At 63.7% G+C, this 25,559-nt stretch carries 22 protein-coding genes and 1 riboswitch; of the genes, 15 read left to right on the forward strand and 7 right to left on the reverse strand.

Translation table 11 applies throughout. The annotated features are described in order from the left end of the window. The first annotated feature begins 67 nt into the window (after nt 1–67). The gene (locus tag AACG97_RS04280; protein WP_009682950.1) at nt 68–358 is read left to right on the forward strand and encodes a PA4642 family protein; all 291 of its coding nucleotides are present in this window, start codon (nt 68–70) and stop codon (nt 356–358) included. Between the two features lie 268 nt (nt 359–626). On the opposite strand, the gene mqo is transcribed toward AACG97_RS04280, so the two are convergent. Then, nucleotides 627–2,135, reverse strand: coding sequence for a malate dehydrogenase (quinone) (gene mqo, locus AACG97_RS04285; RefSeq protein WP_197885893.1), 1,509 nt, complete (start codon nt 2,133–2,135; stop codon nt 627–629). A gap of 765 nt (nt 2,136–2,900) precedes the next feature. Here mqo and AACG97_RS04290 point away from each other — a divergent pair. Next, complete coding sequence (locus AACG97_RS04290; protein ID WP_029886852.1) at nt 2,901–3,485, forward strand: YajG family lipoprotein; 585 nt, start codon at nt 2,901–2,903, stop codon at nt 3,483–3,485. Between the two features lie 95 nt (nt 3,486–3,580). Here AACG97_RS04290 and AACG97_RS04295 read toward each other — a convergent pair whose 3' ends face one another. Further along, nucleotides 3,581–3,787, reverse strand: a complete 207-nt coding sequence (locus AACG97_RS04295) for a hypothetical protein (RefSeq protein ID WP_009682946.1) — start codon at nt 3,785–3,787, stop codon at nt 3,581–3,583. Nucleotides 3,788–3,947: 160 nt separating this feature from the next. Here AACG97_RS04295 and AACG97_RS04300 point away from each other — a divergent pair, with 160 nt between their 5' ends. Further along, nucleotides 3,948–4,208, forward strand: coding sequence for a hypothetical protein (locus tag AACG97_RS04300; protein WP_009682945.1), 261 nt, complete (start codon nt 3,948–3,950; stop codon nt 4,206–4,208). 33 nt (nt 4,209–4,241) lie between these two features. On the opposite strand, the gene AACG97_RS04305 is transcribed toward AACG97_RS04300, so the two are convergent. Beyond that, complete coding sequence (locus AACG97_RS04305; RefSeq protein WP_054912104.1) at nt 4,242–5,408, reverse strand: 1-acyl-sn-glycerol-3-phosphate acyltransferase; 1,167 nt, start codon at nt 5,406–5,408, stop codon at nt 4,242–4,244. 124 nt (nt 5,409–5,532) lie between these two features. On the opposite strand from AACG97_RS04305, the gene AACG97_RS04310 reads away from it, so the two are divergent. The 4 genes from AACG97_RS04310 (at nt 5,533) to AACG97_RS04325 (ending at nt 7,529) form a co-directional block, all read left to right on the forward strand. Next, nucleotides 5,533–5,715 carry a CPXCG motif-containing cysteine-rich protein gene (locus AACG97_RS04310; RefSeq protein ID WP_009682943.1) on the forward strand — a complete coding sequence of 61 codons (183 nt, stop codon included), beginning with the start codon at nt 5,533–5,535 and terminating at the stop codon, nt 5,713–5,715. Continuing rightward, nucleotides 5,715–5,975 (forward strand): putative signal transducing protein, encoded by a 261-nt coding sequence (locus AACG97_RS04315; RefSeq protein ID WP_029887158.1) that lies wholly within the window; start codon nt 5,715–5,717, stop codon nt 5,973–5,975. Before AACG97_RS04310 ends, AACG97_RS04315 begins: the two co-directional genes overlap by 1 nt. A 15-nt stretch (nt 5,976–5,990) precedes the next feature. Then, nucleotides 5,991–6,611: an SOS response-associated peptidase gene (locus AACG97_RS04320; protein ID WP_029887159.1), complete on the forward strand. Its 621-nt coding sequence runs from the start codon at nt 5,991–5,993 to the stop codon at nt 6,609–6,611. A gap of 99 nt (nt 6,612–6,710) precedes the next feature. Then, nucleotides 6,711–7,529 carry a M48 family metallopeptidase gene (locus AACG97_RS04325; RefSeq protein ID WP_054881704.1) on the forward strand — a complete coding sequence of 273 codons (819 nt, stop codon included), beginning with the start codon at nt 6,711–6,713 and terminating at the stop codon, nt 7,527–7,529. A gap of 43 nt (nt 7,530–7,572) precedes the next feature. Here the strand turns inward: AACG97_RS04325 and AACG97_RS04330 are convergent, their stop codons facing one another. The 3 genes from AACG97_RS04330 to AACG97_RS04340 all read right to left on the reverse strand — a co-directional run bounded on the left by AACG97_RS04330 (nt 7,573) and on the right by AACG97_RS04340 (nt 10,442). Continuing rightward, a complete protein-coding gene (locus AACG97_RS04330; protein ID WP_009682938.1) occupies nt 7,573–8,157 on the reverse strand; it encodes a TMEM165/GDT1 family protein in 585 nt (194 codons plus the stop codon). A gap of 87 nt (nt 8,158–8,244) precedes the next feature. Then, a riboswitch (yybP-ykoY riboswitch) is annotated at nt 8,245–8,385 on the reverse strand. 38 nt (nt 8,386–8,423) lie between these two features. Next, the gene (locus AACG97_RS04335; RefSeq protein ID WP_009682937.1) at nt 8,424–9,422 is read right to left on the reverse strand and encodes a class I SAM-dependent methyltransferase; all 999 of its coding nucleotides are present in this window, start codon (nt 9,420–9,422) and stop codon (nt 8,424–8,426) included. 54 nt (nt 9,423–9,476) lie between these two features. Further along, complete coding sequence (locus tag AACG97_RS04340; RefSeq protein ID WP_054889829.1) at nt 9,477–10,442, reverse strand: 2-hydroxyacid dehydrogenase; 966 nt, start codon at nt 10,440–10,442, stop codon at nt 9,477–9,479. Nucleotides 10,443–10,652: 210 nt separating this feature from the next. Between AACG97_RS04340 and AACG97_RS04345 the strand changes: the two genes are divergently transcribed. From AACG97_RS04345 to AACG97_RS04380, 8 genes are all read left to right on the forward strand, one after another. Continuing rightward, complete coding sequence (locus AACG97_RS04345) at nt 10,653–12,335, forward strand: fatty acid--CoA ligase (RefSeq protein ID WP_054889824.1); 1,683 nt, start codon at nt 10,653–10,655, stop codon at nt 12,333–12,335. Nucleotides 12,336–12,666: 331 nt separating this feature from the next. Beyond that, on the forward strand, nt 12,667–14,553 hold the full coding sequence (locus AACG97_RS04350) for a DUF1302 domain-containing protein (protein WP_009682933.1): 1,887 nt from the start codon (nt 12,667–12,669) through the stop codon (nt 14,551–14,553). Nucleotides 14,554–14,578: 25 nt separating this feature from the next. After that, nucleotides 14,579–15,943: a DUF1329 domain-containing protein gene (locus tag AACG97_RS04355; protein ID WP_125854888.1), complete on the forward strand. Its 1,365-nt coding sequence runs from the start codon at nt 14,579–14,581 to the stop codon at nt 15,941–15,943. Between the two features lie 779 nt (nt 15,944–16,722). Beyond that, nucleotides 16,723–19,425 carry a LuxR C-terminal-related transcriptional regulator gene (locus AACG97_RS04360; RefSeq protein WP_232554974.1) on the forward strand — a complete coding sequence of 901 codons (2,703 nt, stop codon included), beginning with the start codon at nt 16,723–16,725 and terminating at the stop codon, nt 19,423–19,425. Between the two features lie 158 nt (nt 19,426–19,583). Further along, entirely contained in the window at nt 19,584–21,191 is a 1,608-nt protein-coding gene (locus tag AACG97_RS04365; RefSeq protein WP_054890458.1) for a tetratricopeptide repeat-containing response regulator, read from the forward strand. Then, on the forward strand, nt 21,188–21,880 hold the full coding sequence (locus AACG97_RS04370; RefSeq protein ID WP_009682688.1) for a sensor histidine kinase: 693 nt from the start codon (nt 21,188–21,190) through the stop codon (nt 21,878–21,880). Before AACG97_RS04365 ends, AACG97_RS04370 begins: the two co-directional genes overlap by 4 nt. A 72-nt stretch (nt 21,881–21,952) precedes the next feature. Continuing rightward, nucleotides 21,953–22,597: an MBL fold metallo-hydrolase gene (locus tag AACG97_RS04375; RefSeq protein WP_029887745.1), complete on the forward strand. Its 645-nt coding sequence runs from the start codon at nt 21,953–21,955 to the stop codon at nt 22,595–22,597. Nucleotides 22,598–22,705: 108 nt separating this feature from the next. After that, nucleotides 22,706–23,428, forward strand: a complete 723-nt coding sequence (locus tag AACG97_RS04380) for an OmpA family protein (protein WP_029887746.1) — start codon at nt 22,706–22,708, stop codon at nt 23,426–23,428. Between the two features lie 35 nt (nt 23,429–23,463). Here the strand turns inward: AACG97_RS04380 and pta are convergent, their stop codons facing one another. Continuing rightward, nucleotides 23,464–25,551, reverse strand: coding sequence for a phosphate acetyltransferase (pta, locus tag AACG97_RS04385; RefSeq protein WP_029887747.1), 2,088 nt, complete (start codon nt 25,549–25,551; stop codon nt 23,464–23,466). Nucleotides 25,552–25,559 lie beyond the last annotated feature (8 nt).

Raw genomic sequence — 25,559 nt, forward strand, 5'->3', positions numbered from 1 at the left:
GCGCGCGGCCTGCGGGGGGTAAACTGCCGGCCTTCGAAATTCCGTGATGGTCCAGATGGAGCCGGCAATGCGTAAAGACAAGAAACAGGTAATCGGTGACGAAATCAGCGACGACTACATCAAGTCGTTCCTTCAGTTCGAGCCGGCCGATGGCGTCACCTCACCCTCGCTGCACAAACTGGTGAAAGCTTACCGCGGCCTGCGTGTGGACGACTTCCAGCGTTTTGTCGGGTTCTTCGTCGAAGCCGGCCTGGACCTGGATGGCAAGGACGAACACGGCAAAACCTTCGTCGAGCAGATCGCCGACCAGCGCAATGCGCAGGAGTACATCGAGATCATCGCCCAGGCCCGTGGTTGATCGTTGGCCTGTGCCGCCTCCTCGCGGCCCAGGCTGACCAACCCGCAGGCAAAAAAACGCCCCGAAGGGTGATGCCTGTCCTTTAAGCGTTATTGGGGCTGCTTTGCAGCCCTTCGCGGGCGCGCCCGCTCCCACATGTTTGGCGCTGCACTCAATAAATGCGCGATCCCTGTGGGAGCGGGCGTGCCCGCGAAGGGCCGCAAAGCGGCCCCCAATTACTTAACTGACTGGCATTACCCCGAAGGGCGTTTTTTCGTTACCGGGCCAGTCAGGCGTAATGCTTGGCTGCCGGGCTGCTTTCCACCAGGTCCAGTGCCGCGTCGTTATCTGCACTGATCTTGCGGTACAGGGCAGCATCGGTTGCAAGGGTCTTCTCGCGTGCGGGGAAGATTTCCTTGAGTTTGTCGGCCCAGGCCCCTTTGGCCTGCTCAGGGAAGCAACGCTCGATCAGTTCCAGCATGATCGAAACGGTCACCGAGGCACCTGGCGAGGCGCCGAGCAGTGCAGCCAGGCTGCCGTCCTGCGCCGAGACCAGCTCGGTGCCGAATTGCAGCACGCCGCCTTTCTTCGGGTCTTTCTTGATGATCTGCACGCGCTGACCTGCGACTTCCAGGCGCCAGTCTTCGGCCTTGGCCTGCGGGTAGAAGCGCCGCAGGGCTTCCAGGCGCTGTTCCATCGACTGCATCACTTCGCTGACCAGGTACTTGGTCAGGTCCATGTTGTCGCGGGCCACGGCCAGCATCGGGCCGATATTGCCCATGCGCACCGACAGCGGCAGGTCCATCAGCGAACCGTGCTTCAGGAACTTGGTGGTAAAACCGGCATAAGGACCGAACAGCAGCGAAGTCTTGCCGTCTACAACCCGGGTGTCCAGGTGCGGTACCGACATCGGTGGCGCCCCCACGGCGGCCTGGCTATAAACCTTGGCCTGGTGCTGCTTGACGATTTCCGGGTTGTCGCAGCGCAGCCACTGGCCGCTGACCGGGAAGCCGCCAAAACCTTTGCTCTCCGGGATGCCGGACATCTGCAGCAGCGGCAGGGCCGCGCCGCCGGCGCCCAGGAACACGAAGCGGGCGTCCACTTCACGGCTGCCGCCGCTGTTGACGTCCTTGATGCTGACGGACCAGCCGCTGCCGTTACGGCGCAGGCCGACGACCTTCTTGCTGTATTTGACCTGCGCGTCCGGCGCGTCACCCAGCAGCTTCAGCAGCTTCAGGGTCAGGGCGCCGAAGTTGACGTCGGTGCCTTTGGCCACGCGGGTCGCGGCGATGTGCTGGTCGGCAGGGCGGCCAGGCATCATCAGCGGCATCCAGTCGTTCATCACAGCCTTGTCTTCGGTGTACTCCATCTCGGAGAAGGCATGGTGCTGCTTGAGCAGCTCGAAGCGCTTCTTGAGGAAGGCAACACCCTTGTCACCCTCGACGTAGCTCAGGTGCGGGACAGGGTTGATGAATGCACGCGCCGAGCCGAAGTTGTCCTTCTTGCTCAGGTAGGCCCAGAACTGGCGCGAAACCTCGAACTGGGTGTTGATGTGCACGGCCTTCTTGATGTCGATGCTGCCATCGGCGGCCTGCGGCGTGTAGTTCAGCTCGCACAGGCCGGCGTGGCCGGTGCCTGCGTTGTTCCAGGGGTTGGAGCTTTCCGCGGCTCCGGAGTCCATCGCCTCGACGACCTCAAGCTTCAGGGTCGGGTCAAGCTCCTTGAGCAGTACGGCCAGGGTGGCACTCATGATGCCCGCGCCTACCAGTACCACATCAACCGATTCGTTCTGCGCCATTTAACGCGTCTCCACAATCTACAGCTACCTAATTGACAGCATAGGACCTGGGGTTGCCAGGGTCGCCATGTCCGACTTTTCGCAGTTCTTGCAACTTCCGCGGACACCGCCAACCAGTCTTCGGGTTCAGGTATTGAACGCCGTTTGCCAGGGCTGCGGCAATTCGACTTATGGTCAAGGTGTCGTGCGTGCGTTATGGAGCGGGTCAGGCACTCATGCAGGATGAGCGCATTTGCCGCCTGTTCAGGGCTGTTCGGGACACATCTGCCGCTTTTACACATGCCAGACTGTTCATTTGCTCGCCACACTCTTGTGAAGTTGTGAAAACCGTTTTTTCACGCTCTTTTGGAGACGTGAACCTCAAAAAGGGACTGCGCGATGGCAACCCGCAGGTTCATGCAGCGTGAAGGGCCGGAAAAGCAGGCACGACAGCCGATGCAAGACCTGAGTGGAAGGCTCTCTGTGGGCGAAGCGTTGAAGTTGCCGGGGTCAATCGGCGAGTGCGGGGCCCGATCAGGAGACGTCCTTATAATCGGGGGGAGATTATAACGATGTCGCGGGCAGAAATGTCGCCATTCGTGGTTTTTATTGCAGCGTTTGTCAGGCCAGGCGCATGCGCGGCTGCCAGTGCTGGCTTGCACAGGCGCAAAGTACAGGCCCGGGCAGTGCATGAAAGCATTGTCACAAGCGGGCTGGGACCGATGACTGGCCGATGCGGGGCTGGGTATACTGTGCGCCTTAGCCGCATTTTCTGGAGAAACGCGCATGTTGCAACGTCTGTTGTTCGGTTTGCTTGCCGTGGCCAGCCTCAGCCTGGTCGGTTGTGCCCACAGCCCGCAACAACTCAACCCGCAACCCACGCTCAAGGCCCAACTCGCGCCGGTCGGTCATGGCCAGCCGGTGGTGGTCCGGGTGGTTGACGGTCGCCCATCGCAGTCGCTGGGTACCCGTGGTGGCATGTACCCTGAAACCAGCACCATCAGCGTCAGTGGCAACGACGTGGTGCCCAAGCTGCAGGCCCAGGCTGAAGCGGCTGTGCGCCTGCTCGGCTTCACGCCTACGGCCAACGCCTACAACGCGCCGCAGTTGACCGTGACCCTGGCCGAGCTGAAGTACCAGTCGCCCAAAGACAACCTGTACGTGACCGAAGCCACGATCGGTGCCACCTTCCGTGCCGACGTGAAGAATGGCGGCCGCAGCTACAGCGGCCGTTACGGCGCGTCGCTCGACCAGCGCTTCGGCATGGCACCGAACCAGGACACCAACACCCAGTTGGTAGGCGACGTTCTGAGCGATGCGCTGACCCGCATGTTCAAAGACCCGAGCATTGGACAGATCCTGGCCCAGTAAGCCCTCTGCGCTGCTGAAAACCCGCTGCCTGGTCGCCAGGCAGCGGGTTTTTTTGTGCCTCGCCCACGCTTGCCGGTGGGGTGGCCGGCGCAGGTTCACGCCGCCTCTATGTGGAAATCCAGCAGGCTGAAGCCAGTGCCGGCGTCCACCTCCGGCAGGTCTGCATGCACATGCCCGCCCAGCGCGCAGTAGACCAGCCACTGGCGGTCTTGCACATTGATGGCAAAACCATCGATCAGCGCCTGTTGCTCCTCGCTTTGGGCAACGAGGTAAAGGCGGTCCTGGTTTTCGGCGTGCAGCATGAAGTAGCTCCGGCTCATGGGAAGGTCGACAGGGTGGCCTGCTCAGATGACGAGCCGATGACAGATGAAATTAAATGACAGTTTGTCGCCAATGCCGGGCAGCGAAGGGCGAGTTGCGTAGAATGCGGGCCTTCGCCGTCGCTTACACCGAGGTTGCGTGATGTCCTTGCAAGTGCTTTGGGGTTTTCTGGCCGCCCATCCCACCAAGTTGATCAATGTGTTGGCGCTGCTGCTGACCTGCCCGGGCGGGTTGCTGCTGCAAAGCGCGCGGCGGCGCGCGGCCGAAACCCGCGAGAGCCTGGCGTTTGAGGAGGGGGTAGTGGATGCCTTCGACCTGCGGGTGCCCAAGTACTTCTACATTCTGGGCTTCGCTTGCCTGGCCATGGCGCTGCTGCTGTCCTGGCTCAGCACCTGGGTGTGAGATTGCGGGGCTGCAAGGCAGCCCCGCAATCGGTCAGGCAACCGGCGCCTGCTGCCTGACCTGGTACTGGTTGCGCACCGGTGTCGCATACTGCAATACCAGGTACGGCCGCTGCTCTTCAGGGCAGGCCGCCAGCCGACGTTGCCATTCTTCCTTGGCCTTGGCCAGTTCGTCGGCCGGGAACACCTGTTCGGCGCCAGGTACCTGCAGGGCTTCGTCCTTACCCTCCCACATTGCGTAGGCCAGGTAATGCACCGGGAACAACCGGTAGCCAGCCAGGATCTGGCGGTCGATCTCTGCGGCCAGCTGCTTAGTATCCTCGTAGTACTCGGTCACCGGTGGCGCGAAGTTGATGTGCACCCGGCCCTTGTAGCCGGTAATGCCCTTGGCGATGCTGTTGTCGTCCTCCCCTGGGGCCTTCTGGTAGCTGCCAGTGGTGGCGCGGATATACAGCTCGCGGGCTTTGGCCTGGTCGCACGGGTCGTACTCGTAGCTGATCGACACCGGTGTCAGGTTCAGGCTCTGGATGACGGCGCCAAACGCCTCGTCCTTGCGGCTCATGTGGAACATCTTGAGGATCGCCGAGTCGGTGCGGTCGTCACCGTCCTTGGCGCGGCCCTCGGCCTGGGCGATCCAGATCGAGGTGGCGTCGTTGCGGATCGAGTGGTTGATGTAGGCCGAGAGCAGCTGATAAGCCGCCAGCTTTTCACGGCGCCCGCTGATCGAACGGTGCACGATGAAACTCTTGTTCAGGCGCATCATGTCGCTGACGAACGGCTTTTGCAGCAGGTTGTCGCCAATGGCGATGCGCGGCGTGGGCAGGCCGGCGTGGTACACCGCATAGTTGACGAAGGCCGGGTCCATCACGATGTCGCGGTGGTTGGCCAGGAACAGGTAGGCCGTACCTGCCTTCAACTGCTCCACACCGGAATAGGTGACGCCGTCGGTGGCGCGGTCGATGGTCTGGTCAACGTAGTACTCGACCTTGTCCTGCAAGGTGGAAACGCAGGTCACACCGGCGAATTCCTTGCGCAGGCGGCGGGCGATCAGCGGTTTGAGCAGCCAGCCGAAAGCCCCGGCTGCCCGCGGGAAGCGGAAGTGGGTGAGGATATCGAGGAATGCCGGGTCGCTGAGCAGGCGGGCCAGAACCGCAGGTACCTCAGCGTCGTCGTAGGGTCGGATGGCATCGAATTCGCCCATCATGCTCTCTTGTTGGAAACGGCTAGGGTAATAAACAGGGGCAGGCTCCGAAAAACGGCTCGGACGCACACGGGCCCCGTAAACAGACCGACAATTATACGCATAAGTCACCCCGGAGGCCGCGATGCTCGAAACTGCGTTCTACGATTGCCCTTATTGCGGCGAAGAGGTCGAAACCACGGTGGACCTGTCCGGTGGCGATCAGGAGTACATCGAGGACTGCCAGGTGTGCTGCAGGCCGATTCGTTTCGTGCTGCAGGTGCATGGCGAGGAATGGATGCTGGATGTCTACGGCGAGAACGAATGATGCGGCGGATCTACGAACCGGAAAACCTGCTTGAAGCCGAAATGCTGGCCGGGATGCTCGCCAGTGAAGGCATCGCGGTGCAGGTGGTGGGCCGTGACCTGATCGGTGCAGTCGGCGAGCTGCCCATGCAAGGGTTGCTAGGGCTTGCGGTCGCCGATGAGCAGGCCGAGTACGCACGGCAGCTGATCGATGCGTACAATGAGGCCCAGCCACTGGTTGGCGACGAACCGGAGAGTATCCCCGGTACCTTGATCTGCTAGGTTCTGAATTCGCTCATGTGTGGACGTTACGCCCTGTTTCGCTGGCCCCAGGCCCTTGCCAGTCTGCCGGGGTTCCCCGCGGGCCAGCCGGCCCAATGGAATATCGCACCTGGGGCATCGGTGCTGATCCAGCGCCAGCTTGACGGCCAGCAGCAACTGGCCATGGCGCGTTGGGGGCTGACCCCGGCGTGGCTCACCGACCTGTCCCGCACCCCCGCCCATGCCCGCGCCGAAACCCTGGCCGAGCAACCGATGTTCCGTGAGGCGTTTCGCCAGCGCCGCTGCCTGATGCCGGCCAACGGCTTTTACGAGTGGCGGGGCACGGTACGCAAGCGTCCTTATTGGCTGACGCCGGGGGAGGGCGCCTCGTTGTACTTTGCGGCCATATGGGAAGCCTACCCCGTGCAGGACCAGGTGTGGCTGAGTTGCGCGGTGGTGACCCAGGCGGCCATGAACCAGCGCCGGCCGCTGATCCTCGACGATGCGGGCCAGGCTGCCTGGCTCGATCCGGATACGCCGGTTACCCGCCTGCACGAACTGCTGGCCAGCCCGCCTGCGCCACTGCGCGAAAGGGCCTTGGCGAATTTCGTCAATGACCCGAAGCTGGATGCGCCGGAGTGTCTTACCCCGCTTTGATGGGTGGCCGGTGCTGGTGATGAAAATCTTCCCTGCGGCTATGGCGGCTACCGGCGAGTCGGCCTAGGATACGGCGCATGCAAAAAAGGGAGTGTTTTCATGCGTAAGTCTTTTGTCGTCAGCCTGTTGAGTGCTGGCATCGTGCTGGGCGGCTGCCAGGCGGTGAATACCACCAGTGGCGGTGCTGTCGGCGTCGAGCGCCAGCAGTACATGTTCAGCATGCTCTCCACCGATGAAGTCAACCAGATGTACGCCCAGTCGTACCAGCAGACCCTCGGTGAAGCCTCCAGCAAGGGGGTGCTCGACAAGTCCAGTGCCGATGCCAAGCGGGTGCAGGCCATCGCCAGCCGGCTGATTGCCCAGGCCCCCAAGTTCCGCCCGGATTCCGCGCAGTGGGACTGGCAAGTCAACGTGATCAAGAGCGACGAACTGAACGCCAACTGCGGCCCTGGCGGCAAGATCATCGTGTATACCGGCCTGATCGATCAGCTCAAGCTCACCGATGCGGAAATTGCCGCGGTTGTCGGTCACGAAATCGCCCACGCCCTGCGTGAGCACAGCCGCGAGGCGATGTCCAAGGCCTATGGTGTGGAAATGGCGCGCCAGGGGGCGGGTGCCATCTTTGGCCTGGGCCAGAACAGCATGGCCATGGCCGACACCGTGGTGAACTACGCCATGACCCTGCCCAACAGCCGGGCCAACGAAAACGAAGCCGACCTGATCGGCCTGGAGTTGTCGGCCCGTGCCGGCTACGACCCGAACGCCGCAATCACCTTGTGGAACAAGATGAGCAAGGCGTCCGAAGGCGCCCCGCCCGAGTTCATGAGCACTCACCCGGCATCTTCCAGCCGCATTGCCTCGCTGCAGGCGGCCATTCCCAAGGTGATGCCGCTGTATCAGGCCGCGGCCAAGCCATGATCGCTTGAAGCGTGGGGGCGCGCGGCGCCCCCGTGTTTTCCGGTTACCCGACCCAGCCACTGGCCTTCATCGCCGAGTACACGGCCACGATCGCCAGTACGAAGAACGCCGCGGCCGCCAGGCGACGGATCAGCGTCAGCGGCAGCTTGTCGGCTGCAAAGTTGCCCGCCAGCACCACGGGTACGTTGGCAATCAGCATGCCCAGGGTGGTGCCGATGATGACCATGATCAGGTGCGGGTATTGGGCCGCCAGCATCACGGTCGCGACCTGGGTCTTGTCACCGATTTCGGCGAGGAAGAACGCAATCAGCGTGGTCAGGAACGGGCCGAAGCGGCGCGCCGGGTTCTCGTCATCGTCCATTTTGTCCGGTACCAGGGTCCACAGCGCAGTGGCGGTGAAGCTCGCGGCCAGGATCCAGTGCAGGGCCGAATCGCTGAAGAAGCTACCGACCCACGCCCCTACGGCACCGGCTGCGGCATGGTTGGCCAGGGTGGCGGCGATGATGCCGGCAATGATCGGCCAGGGCTTGCGGAAGCGCGCGGCGAGAATGAGTGCGAGCAGCTGCGTCTTGTCGCCGATTTCGGCGAGCGCAACGATGGCGGTGGGGACCAACAGAGATTCCAGCATCAGGATTCCTACGGGGGCGGGTCGACACGGCTATGACACGTACAGCCTTCCCGCCCCGGGTAAGGTGTGCGTGTCATAGGTCTTGTCAAACCCCGGATCCGTCTATGCGGATCTCTCCATGCACGTGGGCATGGGGGTCGCACGCGCCATGGTCTGTGGACCAAGTATGTTGACGCGTACCGGGCGAGCGGTGGGCTCGCGGGAGACTACTCCCCTAGGACGGAGCGGATTCTGCCTTGGCAAAACGCTTTCGGCAAGCGCTGTTTTCAGCCATGCACGGCCTGGTAGATTCGGAAGCCTTCCGCCTCGTCGCGTATCTGGCAGTTGCCCAGCGCCCCTTCGATCAGCGGCTGGTAGCGCAGGAAGCTATTGGCAACCAAGCGCATTTCGCCCCCTTTTCGCAGATGAACCGCTAATTTTCTCAGCAAGTTTTCCGAGGCCTGGTAATTGGTGTGCACCCCGGTATGGAACGGCGGGTTGCTAAGAATCAGGCTCAGGTCGAGCGGTGCTGCATCAATGCCATCACCGCTGATCACCTCACCTTCCAGGCCGTTTGCAGCCAGGGTCAGACGGCTGGCCGCCACGGCGAAGGCATCCACGTCCAGCAACGTCACCCGGTTGTGCGGGTAACGGCGCTTGACCGTGGCACCCAGCACCCCGGCACCGCAACCGAAGTCCAGCATGTGGCCGCTGGGCAGGTTGTCCAGGTGCTTGAGCAGCAGCGCAGTGCCGCGGTCCAGGCGGCCGTGGCTGAACACACCGGGCAGGCTGACCACTTGCAGCGGGCCGTCTTCCAGGGCCAGTTCAAAGCGCTGCGCCAGGCTCTGCAGCGGTGTCGCCTGCGGGGCCTGGTCGACCGTCACCTGCCACAACTGGCAATGCCGCGCGCTGTCGAGCTTGCGCGGCTTGCCGAAAGCCTGCAACAGCTTGGCCGCGCCCTCGATGCCACCGCGTTTTTCACCGACCAGGTACAGCGCGCGACCCGCCAGGCGGGAAGCCAGGGCGTTGAGCAGGTAGGCGGCCAATTCGCGGGATTTGGGCAGGAACAGCACGGCGCTGTCGAACGCGCCCGCCGGGGGCTCTACGCCATACTGGCTGCGGCCCGCAAAGCGGCCTTCGAGCACGGCCTGGTCGCCGGCGTGCCACGACCAGGCGCGGGCTTCGGGCAACTGCCCGAGCAAGCCGTCGGCGGGGGCGCCGGCGAGCAGCAGCGGGCCCTGGAACAGCTCCGCCTGGCGGAGCAATACTTCACTGCGCGGGTCCATGAACGACGCCTCCTGGAAAAAAGTGGCGCAGTGTAGCAGAGCCCGGCTCCTGGCTCAGCTGACCACGCGGCGTGGCTGCCCGGCGAAAAAGGCCTGGGCGTTCTCGCTGAGCTGGCCGACGATACGCTGGCGCGCCTCCACCGCGCCCCAGGCGCTGTGTGGGGTGATGATCAGGCGCGGGATACCGGCTTCGAGCAGCGGGTTGCCGTTGACCGGCGGCTCCACGCTCAATACGTCGGTGGCAGCGCCGCCCAGGTGGCCACTGCGCAGCGCATCGGCCAGGGCCTGCTCATCGATCAGGCCGCCGCGCGCGGTGTTCACCACCAGCGCCCCAGGCTTGAGCAGGGCCAGCTCGCGCGCCCCCAGCATGTGCCGGGTGTGCTCGTTCAAGGGGCAGTGCAGGGTCAGCGCGTCAACCTGCGGCAACAACGCCTCCAGCGGCAGCCGGTCGGCGCGCTGCGGGCGGCCGGGGATCAGCCCGCTCAGTACGCGCATGCCGAACGCTTCGGCCAGCCGCGCCACCGCGCCGCCCAACTCACCGTGGCCAAGCAGGCCAAGGGTTTTGCCCTGCAGTTCGACAATCGGGAAATCCAGCAGGCAGAACTGGTTGGCCTTGGCCCATTGCCCCTCTGCCACCGCCTGGTGGTAGTCGCACAGCCGCGTGGCCAGCGCCAGCAGCAGCGCGAGGGTGTGCTGGGCGACAGACGGCGTGCCGTAGCCTTGGCAGTTGCACACCGTGATGCCCTGGGCGCGGGCGGCGGCCAGGTCGACGTTGTTGGTGCCGGTGGCGGCCACCAGAATCAGCTTCAATTGCGGGTTGGCGGCCAGCACGGCGGCGTCGAGCACAACCTTGTTGCTGACCACTGCTACCGCGCCCTGCAGGCGCTCGGCGACCTGTTCCGGGGCGGTGGCGGCGAACAGCCCGAACTGGTCGAACTGCTGCTGCAGTGGCGACAGATCCAGGTCGCCGAGGTCCAGGGACTGGTGGTCGAGAAACACGGCGCGACGCGGGCTGGGCATGAACATCTCCTGGGCAGGGCGGGTTTGTGGTGGGGCTCCCGGCGCAGTGTCCAGCTCAACCTCGCCGCCCGTCAACGCCTTGCGGCTCATACCTTGGCCAGGCAAATCATTCCTTCGGCTGATTTGGCCGTCACATTGGCGAACTACAGTAACTCCCCAGATCAGCTCCCCACAGACTTTTCCGGCCCGCTTCCAAGAAAAGGGATACCCATGTTGCAGACCCGCATCATCAAGCCCGCCGAGGGCGCCTATGCCTATCCATTACTGATCAAGCGCCTGCTGATGTCTGGCAGCCGCTACGAAAAGACCCGCGAAATCGTCTACCGCGACCAGATGCGGCTGACCTACCCACAGCTCAACGAGCGTATCGCCCGGCTGGCCAACGTGCTGACCGAGGCCGGGGTCAAGGCCGGTGACACCGTGGCGGTCATGGACTGGGACAGCCACCGCTACCTGGAATGCATGTTTGCCATCCCGATGATCGGCGCCGTGGTGCATACCATCAACGTGCGCCTGTCACCCGAGCAGATCCTCTACACCATGAACCACGCCGAAGACCGGGTGGTGCTGGTCAACAGTGACTTCGTCGGCCTGTACCAGGCCATCGCCGGGCAGTTGACCACTGTCGACAAGACCGTACTGCTGACCGATGGCCCGGCCCAGGCCGCCGACCTGCCCGGGCTGGTGGGTGAGTACGAACAACTGCTCGCCGCCGCCAGCCCGAGCTACGACTTCCCCGACTTCGACGAAAACTCGGTGGCGACCACGTTCTACACCACTGGCACCACCGGCAACCCCAAGGGCGTGTACTTCACCCATCGGCAGCTGGTGCTGCACACCCTGGCCGAGGCTTCGGTCACCGGCAGTATCGACAGCGTGCGCCTGCTGGGCAGCGATGACGTCTACATGCCGATCACGCCGATGTTCCACGTGCATGCCTGGGGCATTCCCTACGCGGCCACCATGCTCGGCATGAAGCAGGTGTATCCCGGTCGTTACGAGCCCGAGATGCTGATCAGGCTGTGGCGTGAAGAGAACGTCACCTTCTCCCACTGTGTGCCGACCATCCTGCAGATGCTGCTCAATTGCCCGACTGCCCAAGGCCAGGACTTCGGCGGCTGGAAAATCATCATCGGCGGCAGCTCGCTGAACAGGTCGCTGTACCAGGCGGCGCTGGCCCGCGGCATCCAGCTGACCGCAGCGTACGGCATGTCCGAGACCTGCCCGCTGATATCCGCCGCGCACCTGAACGACGAGTTGCAGGCCGGCAGTGAGGATGAGCGCGTCACCTACCGTATCAAGGCCGGGGTGCCGGTACCGTTGGTGGAGGCGGCGATTGTCGACGGCGACGGCAACTTCCTGCCCGCCGATGGCGAAACCCAGGGCGAGCTGGTGCTGCGTGCACCGTGGCTGACCCAGGGTTATTTCAAGGAGCCGGAAAAGAGCGAAGAGCTGTGGCTGGGCGGCTGGCTGCACACCGGCGACGTCGCCACCCTCGACAACATGGGTTACATCGACATACGCGACCGTATCAAGGATGTGATCAAGACCGGTGGCGAGTGGGTGTCGTCACTCGACCTGGAAGACCTGGTCAGCCGCCACCCGGCCGTGCGCGAAGTCGCGGTGGTGGGGGTGGCCGACCCGCAGTGGGGCGAGCGCCCGTTTGCCCTGCTGGTGGTGCGCGAGGGCATGGCGATCGATGCGAAAGCGCTGAAGGACCACCTCAAGCCGTTCGTCGAGCAAGGCCATATCAACAAATGGGCGATTCCCAGCCAGATCGCCGTTGTTACTGAAATTCCCAAGACCAGTGTCGGCAAGCTGGACAAGAAGCGCATACGCCAGGACATCGTGCAGTGGCAGGCCAGCAACAGCGCCTTCCTGTCCACCCTGTAAACCCGGGGCGGGTCGCGTGCGACAGAACGCGACCCGCGTTCTAGAGCGGCTGGCGCCTTGCCAAATGGTAAAAATGCGCCATCCTTGAGCACTGCCAGCACGCGATCAAGGAAAAAACCCAACGAGTGGTTGGCACGGAGCGCAAATCACACTTTAGAGGGATCAAGCGCCTGTGCCTTGCTGGCTATAGTCGGGGCCAGGGGATTTTCAGGAATGGGGGAGGGCGTCACGCGCTAGCCGTGCCGCCGCAGGCGCAAGCCTGCAAACCGGTCACTCGGCCGTTCTTGAAAGGACTCACTGCCATAACAATAAAGTACATGGAGTAGCGTCGATGAAATCTGCAAATCCGTTCTGGCGCCGGGCCAAGCTGCCCTTGGCCGTCAGCATCGCTTCCACGCTCGCAAGTCCTGCTTTCGCTGTCAGTTTCAACATCGGTGAAATCGAAGGCCAGTTCGACTCGTCGCTCTCCATTGGCGCCAGCTGGTCGACCGCCAACCCCAACCGGAACCTGATCGGGGTGAACAACGGCGGCAAGGGCCTGTCGCAGACCTCCGACGACGGTCACCTGAACTTCAAGAAGGGCGAAACCTTCTCCAAGATCTTCAAGGGTATCCACGACCTGGAGCTCAAGTACGGTGATACCGGCGTATTCGTGCGCGGCAAGTACTGGTATGACTTCGAGCTGAAGGACGAAGGTCGCGAATTCAAGGACATCAGCGATTCCAACCGCAAGGAAGGGGCCAAGTCGTCCGGCGCCGAACTGCTCGACGCCTTCGTCTACCACAACTACTCGATCGGTGATCAGCCGGGCTCGGTTCGCCTCGGCAAGCAGGTGGTCAGCTGGGGCGAAAGTACCTTCATCGGTGGCGGCATCAACGCGATCAACCCCATCGACGTGTCGGCGTTCCGCCGCCCGGGTGCCGAGATCAAGGAAGGCCTGATTCCGGTCAACATGTTCTACATCTCCCAGAGCCTGACCGACAACCTGTCGGCCGAGGCCTTCTATCAGCTGGAGTGGGACCAGACGGTCGTCGACAACTGCGGCACGTTCTTCTCGCAACCCGACATCATCGCCGATGGCTGTACCGACAACCTGCGCGTGCTCAACAGCAGCCGCACGGTACCGGGCGCCGCCCAGCAGTTTCTTGCCACGCGCGGTGTGAACATCAACGAAGAGGGCGTGATGGTGCGCCGTGGTGCCGACCGCGATGCGCGTGACAGCGGGCAGTTCGGTGTGGCCATGCGCTACATGTTCGAGCCGCTGGACACCGAGTTCGGTGCCTACTTCATGAACTACCACAGCCGTGCGCCAATCTTCAGCGCCACAGGGGCCGCACCTTCGGTATTTGCAGGGCTCAGCGCGCTGCCTGCGCAACTGCGGGCGCTGGCGCCGCTGATCGTGGCCGGCAATTCCGAGTACTTCGTCGAATACCCGGAAGACATTCGCCTGTATGGCTTGAGCTTCTCCACCACATTGCCCACTGGCACCGCCTGGAGCGGCGAAATCAGCTACCGGCCCAACGCACCGGTGCAGCTCAATACCACGGACATCCTGTTTGCCGGGGTTCGCCCGATTGGGGGCGCGTTGAGCAACGCCTCGCTGCTGACAGGCACCCCTGGCCAGGACCTGCATGGCTACCGTCGCAAGGAGATCACTCAGTTCCAGACGACCCTCACGCACTTCTTCGACCAGGTGATGGGCGCCAGCCGCATGACCGTGGTCGGCGAGCTGGGTGTGACCCACGTCGGTGGCCTGGAGAACGCGCACGATACCCGTTACGGCCGTGACCCGGTATTCGGCCCAGGCCCGCTGCCCGCCACCGGCGGCGCAGATACCTGCCAGGCACTCAACAGCAGCACCATCGCCGGCGCGGGTGCGGGTGCCTCCACCGCCAACCTGAACCGCAAGTGCGAGAACGACGGCTACACCACCAGCACCTCGTGGGGCTACCGCGCCCGCGTGATCTGGGACTACAACGACGTGTTCGCCGGGGTCAACCTGAAACCGAGCGTGGCCTGGTCGCACGACGTGTCGGGCTATTCACCAGGCCCTGGCGGCAACTTCGAGGAAGGCCGCAAGGCAGTCAGCCTGGGCCTGGACGCCGAGTACCAGAACACCTACACGGCGAGCCTGTCGTACACCAACTTCTTCGACGGCAAGTACAGCACCGTGGATGACCGCGACTTCGTCGCCCTCAGCTTCGGCGTGAACTTCTAAGCCCACAGATCCAGGACAACACGACATGAACAAGACCAGAAGTCTGCTGCAAGCCGGTGTGCTGGGCCTGTCCCTGCTGGCGACCAGCGTCATGGCTGCGGTATCCGCCGACGAGGCGGCCAAGCTGGGTAGCACGCTGACCCCGATGGGCGCCGAAAAGGCCGGTAACGCCGATGGTTCGATCGGCCCATGGCAGCCCTTGTCGAAAACCGCAGGCAGCGTCGATGGCAAAGGCTTCCTGTCCGACCCCTACGGCAGTGAGAAGCCACTGTTCACCATCACTGCGCAAAACGCCGAGCAGTACAAGGACAAGCTCTCGCCAGGCCAGATGGCCATGCTCAAGCGTTACCCGGACACCTTCAAGATCCCGGTATTCAAGACCCACCGCGGTTCCACCGTGCCTGCCGACGTGTTCGCCGCCATCAAGGAGAACGCCACCAAGACCACCTTGGTGGAAGGCGGCAACGGCCTGAGCAACTTCCGCACCGCGATACCGTTCCCCATTCCGAAAAGCGGCCTGGAGGTGATCTGGAACCACATCACCCGCTACCGGGGTGGCAGCGTCAGCCGCCTGGTTACCCAGGCCACGCCGCAACAGAACGGCTCCTTCAACCCCGTGTACTTTTCCGACCAGTTCGTCTTCCGCGACAAGATGAAGGATTACGACCCGAACAACCCGGGCAACATCCTGTTCTACTTCAAGCAGGAAGTTACCGCCCCGGCGCGCCTGGCCGGTACCGTACTGCTGGTGCACGAAACCCTCGACCAGGTCAAAGATCCGCGCAAGGCCTGGATCTACAACGCCGGCCAGCGCCGAGTGCGCCAGGCGCCACAGGTGTCGTACGACGGCCCGGGTACCGCCGCCGATGGCCTGCGCACGTCGGACAACCTGGACATGTACAACGGCGCGCCAGACCGCTATGACTGGAAGCTGGAGGGCAAGAAGGAGCTGTACATCGCCTCCAACGCCTTCAAGCTCGATGACCCCAAGCTCAAGTACACCGACATCATCAAGGCCGGGCACATCAACCAGGACCTGGCCCGTTATGAGCTGCGCCGTGTTTGGCATGTGGTCGCCACGCTGAAACCGGGGCAGCGGCACATCTACGCCAAGCGTGACTTCTACATCGACGAAGACACCTGGCAGGCCGCAGTGATCGACCAGTACGATGGCCGTGGCCAGCTGTGGCGCGTGTCCGAGGCGCATGCCCAGCCTTACTACAATGTCGAGGTACCGTGGTACACCCTGGAGGCCATCTACGACCTGCAGTCTGGTCGTTACCTGGCGCTAGGTATGAAGAACGAAGAGAAGCGTGCTTATGACTTCGGCTTCAGTGCCAGCAAAGCCGACTTCCAACCGGCGGCGCTGCGCCAGTCCGGCATTCGCTGAGCAGAACGCATTCAAGCGTCGGTTTACCGTAATGTTGTTCACTTGTGTGTGATGTCACACTGATTGGGGCTGCTGCGCAGCCCATCGCGACACAAGGCCGCTCCTACCAGGACCGTGCAGTTCTTGAGGCCTGCGCTGTACCTGTGGGAGATTCTATGGTTCCTGGCAAGGGTAGCCGGAGCATCTTCAGCGCCTGTGAGATCGAGCGCCGCCCGCGCGGCGCATCGCGAGCTGCGCTCGCTCCTACGTTTGTTTCGGGCCAGTAACCCCTGTGCCAGATGCGCGCGGCCGCCTTGTTCGTACGACGCGATTTTGAGGCATGCGCCAAGGCGTTCGCGCGCAAATCCCACAGGAATAATTGGCCCGAAACAAACGTAGGAGCGAGCGCAGCTCGCGATGCGCCGCGCGGGCGGCGCTCGCTCTAACAGGCGCTGCATACCTTGTGGCAAACACCTGTCAGCCCTGATGCAATCCCTGTGGCTGCCTTGCCTGCGGTGGGCCGCAATGCGGCCCCAGTTGCTTGAGCGAACAGCATTACCGGTTTACCGGGGCGTTTTCATTGGCCGCTCCATGCCCTCGGCGTGCAAGCCTGAACGGGCGATAAGTCCGCTGAATACCTGCCCAAACCCGCCGCCCACCCCCGTGTCCATCAGCCATGTCGCTTTTTGTCGCAGTCTTTTCTGCGGCAATTGTTTCCATCATCTTCAAATGCGTAGCGTTACCGGCTAGTCTCGCAGGCATCCATATCGCCGTAGTCTTCCAACCAGAACGAGCCGGCCATGACAGAACTGTCCCGCACGCATGGATTCGCGACTCAGGCCTTGGGCCTGCTGGACGGGCGTTTCTTCCGGCCGCCATTGCCGGACGGGCACGTGCCGCGCCCGCGTTTGTGCCAGCGCTTGTACGCCGGCCTTGGTGGCCGCTTGCTGCTGGTCAATGCGCCGGCCGGCTTCGGCAAGAGCTCGCTGGCCATCGAGTTCTGCGAGTCGCTGCCCGATCACTGGCGCAGCCTCTGGCTGGGCCTGAGCCAGCGCGATGCCGACCCTGGGCGCTTTCTCGAGCGGCTGCTCGAAGGCCTGCAGCAGTACTGCCCGGCCATGGGCCTGTTGAAAATGCGCCAGCGCCATCAGCCATTCGCCTTCGAGGAGTGGCTCGATGGCCTGCTCGACGAGCTGGCGCAGTACCTGCGTGGCGATACGCCATTGCTGCTGGTGCTCGACGACTATCACCTGGCCCAGGGGCCGGTACTCGACCGCTGCCTGCAGTTTTTCCTCAACCATTTGCCGCCGGGCCTGGTGTTGCTGGTTACCAGCCGGCAGCGGCCGGACTGGCACCTGGCACGTCTGCGCCTGTCACGGCAGTTGGTCGAGCTCAACGAACAGGAGCTGCGGCTGACCGCCGAAGAAGCGCTGGCGGTGATCGGTCGCCAGCCCAACGGCTTGCGAGGCCAGGCGCTGGACAACCTGATCCAGCGCAGCGACGGGTGGGTGGCAGGGTTGCGCTTCTGGCAACTGGCGGTCAGCGAGAGCGCCGACGAGCAGGCCTTGCCACAGGCCCTGCACGGGGGCGAGGGCCTGATCCGCGACTATCTGCTCGAAGAGGTCATCGACATGCTGCCTGCCGAGGTGCAGGCCTTCCTCGATGAAACCGCCTGCCAGGAACGTTTCTGTGCCCCGCTGTGCGATGCATTGCGGGGGCGCGACGACAGCGCCGCGATCCTGCGCTTCTTGCAGGCACACCAGGTGTTCCTGGTACCGCTTGACGAGCATGGCCACTGGTTCCGCTACCACCACCTGTTCTCCGACCTGCTGCGCAGCCGCCAGGCCAGTGAGCCACTGGCCGACCTGCACCTGCGTGCCTGCCGCTGGTTCGAGCGCCAGGGGTTGCTGGATGAAGCCGTGGAGCAGGCCCTGCGTGCCGGCCACCTCGACGTCGCTGCCGACCTGGTACAGAGCCTGTCCGAGGAACAACTGCTGGCCGAACAGAATGTTGGCATGCTGCTGCGCTGGAAGATGGACCTGCCCGACAGCCTGCTGATCAGTACCCCGCGGCTGATCGTGCTGTACAGCTGGGCGCTGGGCCTGGCCTGCCAGCTGGACGCGGCTGAAGAACTGGCAGGCCACCTCAGCCGCTTCCTGCCTGCACCTTCGGCGACCGCGCAAAAGTCCATGCTGGCCCAGTGGCTGGCACTGAGCGGTGTCATCGCCCGTGGCCGCGGTGATCGTGAGCGCACCCTGGCCTATTGTGGCGAAGCCCTGCAGAGCCTGCCCGGCAAGCGCTATGGGCAGCGCCTGGTCTGTTTATCGACGTTGTCCAACCTGGCGATTGCCGATGGCGACTTCTGGCGCGCCCGTGGCTGGAACCGTGAGGCGCTGGAGCTGGCCCAGCGGGTCGGCAACCCGTTGTTCGAGGCGTTGGCGCATTATGACCGGGCGCGGGTGTTGCACGCCCGTGGCGAGGTGCTGCGCGCACTGGATGAAGTGCGCCAGGGGCTGCAGCGCCTGCAAGGGCTCTCGGCGCAGCGGCTGTATGCGGTGCGCGCCCGCCTGACGCTGTATGAAGGCTACCTGCTGGTCTCGCGCCTGCAGCCGGCCCAGGGCCGTGCACGCTTGCGCGCGGGGTTGGGCGAGGCACGTGCCTGCCGCGACATCAGCGTGCTTATCGGCCACTGCGTGATTGCCACCCTCGATGGGCGCGACGGGCAGTTCGCCGAGGCCTTTGCCGAACTGGCCGAGGCAGAGCGGCTGATGCATATCTGGGATGTGCCGCCGGTTTACTACCTGGCCATGATCACTCTGGTCAAATGCGAGCTGTGGCTGGCCCAGGGGCGCGTCGACCTGGCCGAGTCCTGGTTGCTGCGCCTGGGCCAGACCTATGGCGGTGAGCAGCCGGCGGCGGCGCCAGAGTTTCACCCGCTGCTGCCGGTGCATATCGCCCTGCAGCAGGCGCTGCTCGAACGTGTGCTGTCACGCCGCACAGAGGCGCTCGAGCGCCTGGCCGGGCTGGTCGAGCGCGGCCAGGCCAGCGGCGGCATGATGCTCACCGTCAGCGCGCTCAGCCAGTGGATGCTGCTGTTGCTGGACGAAGGCCGCGATGGCCAGGCCGCGCAGTTGTTGCCCGGCTTGCTGGAGGCCGCACGCGGGGGCGTGCTGCAACCGTTCCAGCCGTTGCTGCAACGGCACCCGCAGTGGCTGCAGGAGCAGTTGCTGGCCAGGGCCGGCTGCCCGGTGCAGGTCGACCTGCTGGGGCATTTGCCAGCGTTGCCAAGCGCCCCATGCGGTAGCAGCGAGGCCCTGAGCGGGCGGGAGCTGGCAGTGCTCGAACTGATCGCCCAAGGTTGCTCCAACCAGCAGATCAGCGAGCGCTTGTTCATTTCCTTGCACACGGTCAAAACCCACGCCAGCCATATCAACAGCAAGCTGGGCGTGGAGCGGCGGACCCAGGCGGTGGCCAAGGCCAAGTCACTGGGGTTGCTGGCGTAGTGCTGGCGGTGCTGGCTACCGCCCGTTAAAGTAATGGCCTCGGGCCATGTTCGCGGCCGATAATGCTCGATGCTCATCTTTCCCGGCCAGCTGCCGATACAGCGATCGGTGGCATCGCCTCGCGCGATTTTTCAATCATTCCAGGGCAGGTCGTGTTGATGCTGCAGTACGGGCAAAAGAGCTTTCTGATCGTCGACGATTTCACCGACTTTCGCACGTCGACCCGGTCCATGTTGCGCGAGTTGGGTGTGCGCGACGTCGACACTGCCGACAGCGGCGAGCAGGCGCTGCGCATGTGCGCGCAGAAGCGCTATGACTTCATCCTGCAGGACTTCCACCTGGGCGATGGCAAGAAGAATGGCCAGCAGGTACTCGAAGACCTGATCATCGACAAGCACATCAGCCATGAGTGCGTGTTCATCATGGTCACCGCCGAGAGCAGCCAGGCCATCGTTCTCAGTGCCATCGAGCACGAGCCCGACGCCTACCTGACCAAGCCGTTCAACCGGGTGGGGCTGGCCCAGCGGGTCGAGAAGCTGTTCCAGCGCAAAACCCTGCTCAAGCCGATATTGCAGGCGCTGGACCGCAACCGCCCGGGCGAGGTGCTGGCGGCATGCGCCGAGCTGTGCAAAAGGGACCCGCGCCTGGCACCCCTGTGCCTGCGCTACCGGGCCGATGCCTTGCGCAACCTAAACCGCTTCGATGAGCTGGAGAAATTCCTCAAGGCCATTCTCGCCAGCCGCCCGCAACCGTGGGTGTACACGGCGCTGGGGGCCTTGATGCACAAACGTGGCCAGAATGCCCAGGCCCAGGGCGTCTACGAACAGGCGCTCAAAGCCTTCCCGATCATGCCAGCCTTGTACGATGGCATGGCCGAAGTGCTGGTGGCCCAGGGCGAAAGCAAGCGTGCGCAGAGCCTGCTGGAAGAGGCAGTGCGCCTGTCGCCACTGTCGGTGCGGCGGCAGTCGACCCTGGGCAAGCTGGCGCTGGAAAACGAAGACTTCGAAAGCGCTTCCAAGGCCTTCCGCCATGCGGTGAACCAAGGGCAGAGTTCGCGCTACAAAGACCCGGAAAACAACCTGGGCCTGGTGCAGGCGCTGATGAGCAAGAATGCAGGCTTTGGCCTGGACGCCCGTACCCGCGTCGAGATCAACACCACGCTCAGCGAAGTGGCCAAGGAAAACCCCGAAGACCAAGGCTTGCAGGTGCGTGCGCGGATGATGAAGGCCGCCAGCCTGCAGCAGGCCGGTGACCCGGAAACGGCTGCCAAGCTGACCGATCAGGCCATTCTGCGCCTGGACAAGATGAACCAGTTCTTCTCGGTCGATTCGGCCCTCACCGTCGCCGCGCAGTTGCAGGCGATGGGCCAGGAAGCCGCCGCCATCGGCGTACTGAAAAGCTGTGTGGAAAGTTATGGCGATGACCCCAAGGTCATGGAAAGAGTGGGCAAGTTGACGGACGACCCGAGTGTGCTCAACGCCATTACCGAAGCGGTCACCCTCAATCGCCAGGGTGTGCGCAGTTACCAGGGAGGGCAGCTCGGCGAGGCGTTGCAACTGTTCCGCAAGGCGCTGGGTCTACAGCCCAGGAACATCAGCATCGCCCTGAACACCGCCCAGGCGCTGCTGCGCATTGGTGGTGAAACCCCCCAGCCCGCGATCATGCAGGAATGCCGCGACGCCTTGACCAGCGTGGCCGGTATCCCTGCCAGCGACAATCGCTATGACCGTTACCGCAAACTGCACATCCGAGTGTTCGGCGCATGAATCAAGACAATCAGGGGCTGGATTTTTCCACGGTGATCGCCTCCACCGTGCACGACCTCAAAAGCTCCCTGGCGGCGTTGATCCAGTGCCACGGCCAGTGGGTGGAGCGCCTGCCCGAGGAACTGCGCGGCGGGGCCGAGCAAGGGATCATGGAGCACGAGTTTCGTCACCTCAACGGCATGCTGGTGCAGCTGCTGGGGTTGTACAAGCTTGGTGTGAACCAACTGCCGGTGTGCCCGGACTACCACGAACTGGACGACTTCATCGAGGCCCAGCTGGCGGCGCATGAGGAAGTGCTCAAGCACAACGATATTCTCGCCACCTGGCGCATCGACACGGATAACCCGCTGGGTTTCTTCGACCGCGAGCTGGTGGCCTCGGTGATCGCCAACGTCATCACCAATGCCACCCGCTTTGCCGGGCATGCCTTGTTGATCAGCATCGAGGAGGCTGACAACCAGTTGGCCATTTGCGTGAACGATGACGGCCCCGGTTATCCACAGCGCATGCTTGACCGCCAGGAGGAATATACCCAGGGCATCGACTCGACCAGCGGCAGCACCGGCCTGGGGCTGTACTTTGCTGCACGCATTGCGGCGCTGCATGAAAGTGGCGGGGTGCGTGGGCGCATCGAGATCTCCAATGGCGGTGCACTGGGCGGTGGCTTGTTCAAGTTGTTTCTGCCGTAGGGATTGGGGTGCACCTGCCGGCTTTTCCTGGCAGGCTTTGCGCAGAACTCCGGCTTTACCTGCGAGAACACCATGACCCAAGCCCTGCCTGCGCTCATCCGCGAAACCTTCCCTGTCGGGCCTTTGCAGTGCAACTGCACGCTCATCGGCGACCCGTTGAGCAAAAAGGCCATCGTCGTCGACCCGGGCGGTGATCCAGACAAGATTCTGGCCCGCCTGCAGGCCCATGGCCTGACGCTGGTGAGCATCATCCACACCCACGCCCACTTCGATCATTTCCTCGCCTCGGGCAAGCTCAAAGCGCTGACCGGTGCCACGCTGCATCTGCACAAGGCCGACCAGGCGCTGTGGGACAACCTGGAGATGCAGTGCCAGATGTTCGGCGTGCCCTACACCCCGGTGCCGTCGCCTGATCGCTGGCTGGCCGATGACGAAGAACTGGCGTGCGGCTGCGGCGTGGCCTTGCATACACCCGGGCACACGCCCGGCTCGATGAGCTTCTGGTTCGCCGACGCCAAGCTGTTGATCGCAGGTGACACCTTGTTCCGTCGGGGCATAGGCCGCACCGATTTGTGGGGTGGCGACCAGCGGGCTATCGTGCGCTCGATCAAAGAGCGGCTGTACCGGCTGGACGAGGAGGCCACCGTGGTCACCGGCCATGGGCCTGATACCCGGCTGGGTGACGAGATGCGCGAAAACCCGTTCGTGCGTGCCTGATGGCACATGAAGGCGCTTTCATGGAATTTTTCGTTGCCGGTGCGTTCCAAGGCTGGCATAGATGCATTTGCGATCTGTCGCATTCATGAATTGAGTAGGAGCTTGTCCATGTTCACCATGCGTCGTCTGATTATCGTCGCAACTGCCGCTGCCCTGATGACCGGCTGTGCCAGTCAGAACCCTTACGACAACCAGGGGCAGGCGCAGGGCTCTACTGGGATGAGCAAGACTGCCAAGTACGGTGGCCTGGGTGCGCTGGCCGGTGCGATCGCCGGTGCCGCCATCGACCACAACAACCGTGGCAAGGGCGCCCTGATCGGCGCTGCCGCCGTGGGCGCTGCCGCCGCCGGTTATGGCTACTACGCCGACAAGCAGGAAGCCGAGCTGCGCGCACAAATGGCCAACACCGGTGTGGAAGTGCAGCGCCAGGGTGACCAGATCAAGCTGATCATGCCGGGCAATATCACCTTCGCCACCGATTCGGCCAACATCGCGCCAAGCTTCTACCAGCCGCTGAACAACCTCGCCAGCTCGTTCAAGCAGTTCAACCAGAACACCATCGAAGTGGTCGGTTTCACCGACAGCACCGGCAGCCGCCAGCACAACATGGACCTGTCCCAGCGCCGGGCGCAGGCCGTCAGCACCTACCTGACTTCGCAGGGTGTGGACAGCTCGCGCCTGTCGGTACGTGGCATGGGCCCGGACCAGCCGATCGCCAGCAACGCCGATGCCAATGGCCGTGCGCAGAACCGCCGTGTCGAAGTGAACCTGAAGCCGATTCCAGGCCAGCAGTATGACCAGCAGCAGGGCCAGGTGCAGCAGTATCCCTGAATAGGCATGGGGGCCGCGTTGCGGCCCCGTTTGTTTCAGCGCCCTACGCTGGCCTGAATCGCCGTGAGGGCAATGGTATGGACGATATCGTCCACCTGCGCCCCGCGTGGCAGATCGTTCACCGGCTTGCGCAGGCCCTGCAGCATTGGCCCCAGGCTGACCCCGTCGGCACTGCGCTGCACCGCCTTGTGCGTGGTATTGCCGGTGTTCAGGTCGGGGAATACGAAGACCGTGGCGCGCCCGGCCACCTGGCTGGTGGGCGCCAAGTCCCGGGCAATTGCCGGGTTGGCTGCAGCGTCGTATTGCAGCGGCCCATCGATCAGCAAGCCTTGCGTGGCGGCCTGCGCCAGGCGGGTCGCCTCGCGCACTTTCCCCACTTCCTCATCGCTGGCCGAATCGCTTGAATAACTGATCATCGCCACCCGTGGCGCGATGCCGAAGGCTTGCGCCGATTCGGCACTTTGCCGGGCGATCTCCGCCAGTTCGGCGGCGCTTGGGTGAGGGTTCATCACGCAGTCGCCGTACACCAGTACCTGCTCGGGGAACAGCATGAAGAACACCGACGATACCAGGCTCGCCCCCGGCGCGGTCTTGATCAACTGCAGGGCAGGGCGGATGGTGTTGGCGGTGGAATGCACCAGCCCCGACACCAGGCCGTCCACCTCATCCAGGGCCAGCATCATGGTGCCGATCACCACCGGGTCTTCCAGTTGCTGCTCGGCCATCGGCGCGTTGAGGTTCTTGCTTTTGCGCAGCTCCACCATCGGCTCCACATAGCGCCCGCGAATCAGCTCCGGGTCCAGTATTTCCAGGCCTGGTGGCAGGGTGATGCCCTGCGCGCGGGCGACGGCGTCGACATCTTCGGGCTTGGCCAGCAGCACGCAGCGGGCGATGCCACGGGCCTGGCAGATGGCCGCTGCCTGCACCAGCAGCGGCTCTGCACCTTCTGGCAGAACGATGCGCTTGTTTGCCTGCTGCGCGCGCTGGATCAATTGGTAGCGGAACACCGCCGGCGACAGGCGCAGCTCGCGCGGGGTGCCGCAACGTTGGTGCAGCCAGGCTGCGTCGAGGTGGCTGGCGACAAAGTCGGTGATGAACTCGGCGCGTTCGCGGTCGTCCACCGGGATTTCCCGGTTAAGCGAATTGAGCTGGTTGGCGGTGTCGTAGGAACCGGTGCTGACCGACAGGATCGGCAGGCCCGCCTGCAGCGCGCCGCGGCACAGCCCGAGGATGCGAGCGTCCGGTTTGCTGTCACTGGTCAACAACAGGCCGGCCAGCGGTACGCCATTGATCGCAGCCAGGCTGACGGCCAGGATGATGTCGTCGCGGTCGCCCGGTGTGACGACCAAGGTGCCGGAGGTGAGCAGTGGCACGGTATTGGCCACGGTGCGCGCGCAGATGATGATCTTGCTCATGCGCCGTTGTTCGTAATCGCCGGCATTGAGCACCTGGGCGCCAAGCAACTCGGCCACGTCGCGGGTGCGCGGTGCGTTCAGCTCGGGCTGATAGGGGATGCAGCCCAGCAGGCGAAAGTCATTGCCGCGCAGCAGCGGCGAGTGTTCGCGCAGGCGGGTGGCGAAGTCGGCCATGCTTTCGTCGGTGCGGACCTTGTTGAGGATCACCCCCAGTACTTTCGGGTCGCGAGGGCCGCCGAACAGTTGCGCCTGCAGTTCGACCCGGCCGGACAGCTCGCTGAGCACTTCGTTTTCCGGCGCCGAGACCAGGATCACCTCGGCATCCAGGCTCTTGGCCAGGTGCAGGTTGACCCGCGCGGCATAGCTGGCGTGGCGCGTGGGCACCATGCCTTCGACCACGACCACGTCATTGCCGATGCAGGCTTGCTGGTAAAGCCGGATGATTTCTTCCAGCAGTTCGTCCAGCTGCCCATCACCGAGCATGCGCTCGACCTGGGCCAGGCTCATCGGCACGGGGGGCTTGATGCCGTGGGTACGGGCGACCAGTTCGCTGGAGCGTTCGGGGCCGGTGTCGCCCGGGTGGGGCTGGGCGATGGGCTTGAAGAAACCCACCTTCAGCCCGGCCCGTTCCAGGGTACGCACCAGGCCCAGGCTGATCGACGTCAGGCCGACACCAAAGTCGGTCGGCGCAATGAAAAATGTCTGCATGCGTGCTT

The organism is Pseudomonas sp. Nvir, assembly GCF_963778085.1.
Classification (GTDB): domain Bacteria; phylum Pseudomonadota; class Gammaproteobacteria; order Pseudomonadales; family Pseudomonadaceae; genus Aquipseudomonas; species Aquipseudomonas juntendi.